At 75.4% G+C, this 3,046-nt stretch carries 3 protein-coding genes and 1 pseudogene; all 4 read right to left on the bottom strand.

Features of this window, described 5'->3' with window-relative positions:
- The coding region (locus J1C73_RS00415) for an ABC transporter ATP-binding protein (RefSeq protein ID WP_207314545.1) at positions 1-606 on the bottom strand (606 nt) is incomplete at its 3' end.
- Complete coding sequence (locus J1C73_RS00410; RefSeq protein WP_207314544.1) at positions 603-1,772, bottom strand: energy-coupling factor transporter transmembrane component T; 1,170 nt, start codon at positions 1,770-1,772, stop codon at positions 603-605. The genes J1C73_RS00415 and J1C73_RS00410, both read right to left, overlap by 4 nt.
- Positions 1,773-1,804: 32 nt before the next feature.
- Positions 1,805-2,494, bottom strand: coding sequence for an SCO2322 family protein (locus J1C73_RS00405; protein ID WP_207314543.1), 690 nt, complete (start codon positions 2,492-2,494; stop codon positions 1,805-1,807).
- A pseudogene (locus J1C73_RS00400) lies at positions 2,491-3,046 on the bottom strand (prenyltransferase/squalene oxidase repeat-containing protein); the annotation flags it as partial. The gene J1C73_RS00405 and the pseudogene J1C73_RS00400, both read right to left, overlap by 4 nt.

Here is a 3,046-nt window from a genome sequence, read left to right as displayed (position 1 = left end):
CAGCCGGTGCTCGGCCATCAGGACCGTCGTCCCCAGGTCGTGGACGAGCCGCTGGAGCACCGCGAGGACCTCCTCGGCCGCCGCGGGGTCCAGCGCGGACGTCGGCTCGTCCAGCACCAGGACCCGGGGATGCGGGGTGAGGACCGAACCGATCGCGACCCGCTGCTGCTGACCCCCGGAGAGCGTGGCGATCGGCCGGTCCCGCAGCCCGGCGAGGCCCAGCAGGTCGAGGGTCTCCTCGACCCGCCGCCGCATCACGTCCGGGGCCAGGCCGAGCGACTCCATGCCGTACGCCAGCTCGTCCTCGACCGTGTCGGTCACGAAGTGGGAGAGCGGGTCCTGACCCACGGTGCCGACCAGATCGGCCAGCTCGCGGGGCTTGTGCGTGCGGGTGTCGCGCCCGCCGACGGTGACCCGCCCGGTCAGCCGTCCCCCGGTGAAGTGCGGCACCAGCCCCGACACGGCACCCAGCAAAGTCGACTTACCGACCCCCGACGGCCCGACGAGCAGCACCAGCTCACCCTCCGGAACGGTCAGGTCGACCCCCGACAGGGTGGGGCGCCCGGTCCCCTCGTACTGCACCGAAACATCGTCGAACCGGATCACACCTGCTCCTCGAAGCCTGTGGGGGAAGGCGGGACGGGCGCGACCAGCGCGGGCAGCAGACCGATCAGCACCGCGGCGGCGGGCCACAGCGGCAGCACCGGCGCGGTCAGCGGTACGACCCCGGGGTGCAGCGCCGCCGGATCGGCGCTGCCTGCCCAGATCATCGCCACCGCGACCGCCGCACCGGAGCCCGCGACCAGCCAGGCCCGTACGCCCCACCGGTCGGGCCGGTAGCGGGTCCGCACCGAACGCGCCCCGCCGAGGCGCAGCCCGGCCATCGCCGCGGCCAGGCCGGCGATCAGCAGCGGCAGCCCGTACACCGCACCCTGCGCGGCCAGCAGCCCGTACGTACCGGCGCAGACACCGAGCAGCCCGCCGAGGGTGAGGACGTTCGTGGTGTGCCGTACGGCGGCCGGCACCTGCGCGGTGCGTCCGTAGCCGCGCGCGTCCATCGAGGCCGCCACCGCGACCGACCGCTCCAGCGCCCCTTCCAGGACCGGCAGCCCGATCTGGAGCACCGCCCCGACCCCGCCGGTCGCCCGGCCGCGCAGCCGACGGGCGGTGCGCAGCCGCACCACGTCGGTGACCATGTTCGGGGCGAACGTCATCGCGACGACGACGGCCACCCCGGCCTCGTACAGCGCACCGGGCAGCGACTTCAGCAGCCGGGCCGGGTTGGCGAGCGAGTTCGCCGCACCGACGCAGATCAGCAGGGTGGCCAGCTTCGCCCCGTCGTACAGCGCGAAGAGCAGCTGCTCGGCGGTGACCCGGCCACCGATCCGGACGCCCTTCGCCCAGTCCGGCAGCGGCACCTCGGGCAGGGTGAACAGCACATGCGTGCCGGGGACCGGCGATCCGAGGAAGACCGAGAAGAGCAGCCGCACCCCGATGACGAACAGCCCGATCTTGATGAACGCCCCGTACGACCGGGCCCACGGCGCGTCCGTCCGGCGCGCGGCCACCACATAGCCGGCCACGCCCACCAGCAGCCCGAGCAGCAGCGGGTTCGTGGTCCGGGACGCGGCGGTGGCGAGCCCCAGCGCCCACAGCCACCACGCCCCGGCGGGCAGCGCGTTGCTCCGGGTCGCGGCGGGCGCGCGCCAGGCGGGTGCCGGGGAGGGACCGGTGCCGCGGCCGGTCGCCGCGCGGCCCGTGGCGCCGGTCACCGGGCTCTCCCCGATGCCGGCCGTCGAGCCGTTCATCCGCGGCGGCGGCGGGCCTGCGCGACTGCGGCGATGCCGAGCAGAAGGACCGCGCCGACCCCGACGAGAACCCCGGCGGACGGCCCGCCGCCGCCGGAACCACCGGTACCGGCGGCAGCGGACGTGGGAGCGGACGCGTCCGCGGTGGCCGGCCGGCCACTGTCGGCACCGGTGGTTCTGGAGACCTGCTCACCGCACCCCGTGGCGGGGTAGCCGGTGATCGCGCAGAGCAGCGCGTCACTCCCGTAACGCAGCGGCTCGGCCACCGACGCGAGCGCCTCGGCGCTGCTCGCGTCCTTCGCGATCTGCGCGCACGCGGTACGCGGCGGGGGCGGGGTCTCCCCCTCCGGCGCATCGGCGGCGGTGCCGGCGTCGATGACGAGCGCGACCCGCTTGGTGCCGTGCTCGGCCGGGGTGGCCGCGCAGATCTTCGAGAAGTCGGGGGAGCGGCGCGGCTTCGCCGCGTCCTGGGAGTCGGCGCTCACGGCGAACCGGAAGCCCTGCACCGAACCGTCGGCCGGCCGGACCAGGGACGGCCCCTGGGTGGCGTACGCCCATCCGCTGCCGGACCCTTCCCAGAAGGACCAGTAGCGGTAACCCGCCGCCTGGGCCGTGCCCGCGCCGAGCACGGCCAGGACGGCGCCCAGGACCACCAGCAGCGCGGTGGCCCTTCCGGCGCGCCTCACAGCTGCTGGTTCTTCCGGCGGCCGCTGATCAGGAATCCGGCGCCCGCGCCGACGGCGAGCCCGATCCCGGCGAACCACCAGACACCGCCGATCCCGTCCCCGTCGCCGCTGTCCTTCTTCTCCTCGTCCTTGGTGGCGCTCGCCGTCGGCTTCTTCACGGCGGCGGGTGCGGGCCCGGTCGCGTTCAGCTGGGCGACGAGGTCGGCGCCGCCGAAGTCGTGCACGTCGGCGCCGGTCGAGTGGGCGGCCATGACCAGCTGGGCGTAGGCGGCTGGGCCGCTCTGCCCGGCCCAGCCGGCGGAGTTCTTCGCCAGCCAGTCGACGGACGCGGCGGCCTTGTCCTTGTGCCCGGAGGCGGACAGGGCGACGACCGCGTCGGCGGTGTTGCCGAAGTCGGGCTGCGGGGAGCTGTCCTCGGCCCCCGGCATCGGCGGCTGGTCGAGGTGACCGGTCTTCGCGAGGGCCCCGGCGAGGTAGTGGGCGCCGTTCTGGGCGGCCTGCTCCGGCTTGAGCGGGGTGTCCTTGTGACAGCTGGGGTCCTTGACCGCGGCG

Origin of the sequence: Streptomyces laculatispora (assembly GCF_017353455.1) — a bacterium.
Classification (GTDB): domain Bacteria; phylum Actinomycetota; class Actinomycetes; order Streptomycetales; family Streptomycetaceae; genus Streptomyces; species Streptomyces laculatispora.
This window is presented reverse-complemented; position numbering and strand designations above follow the sequence as displayed.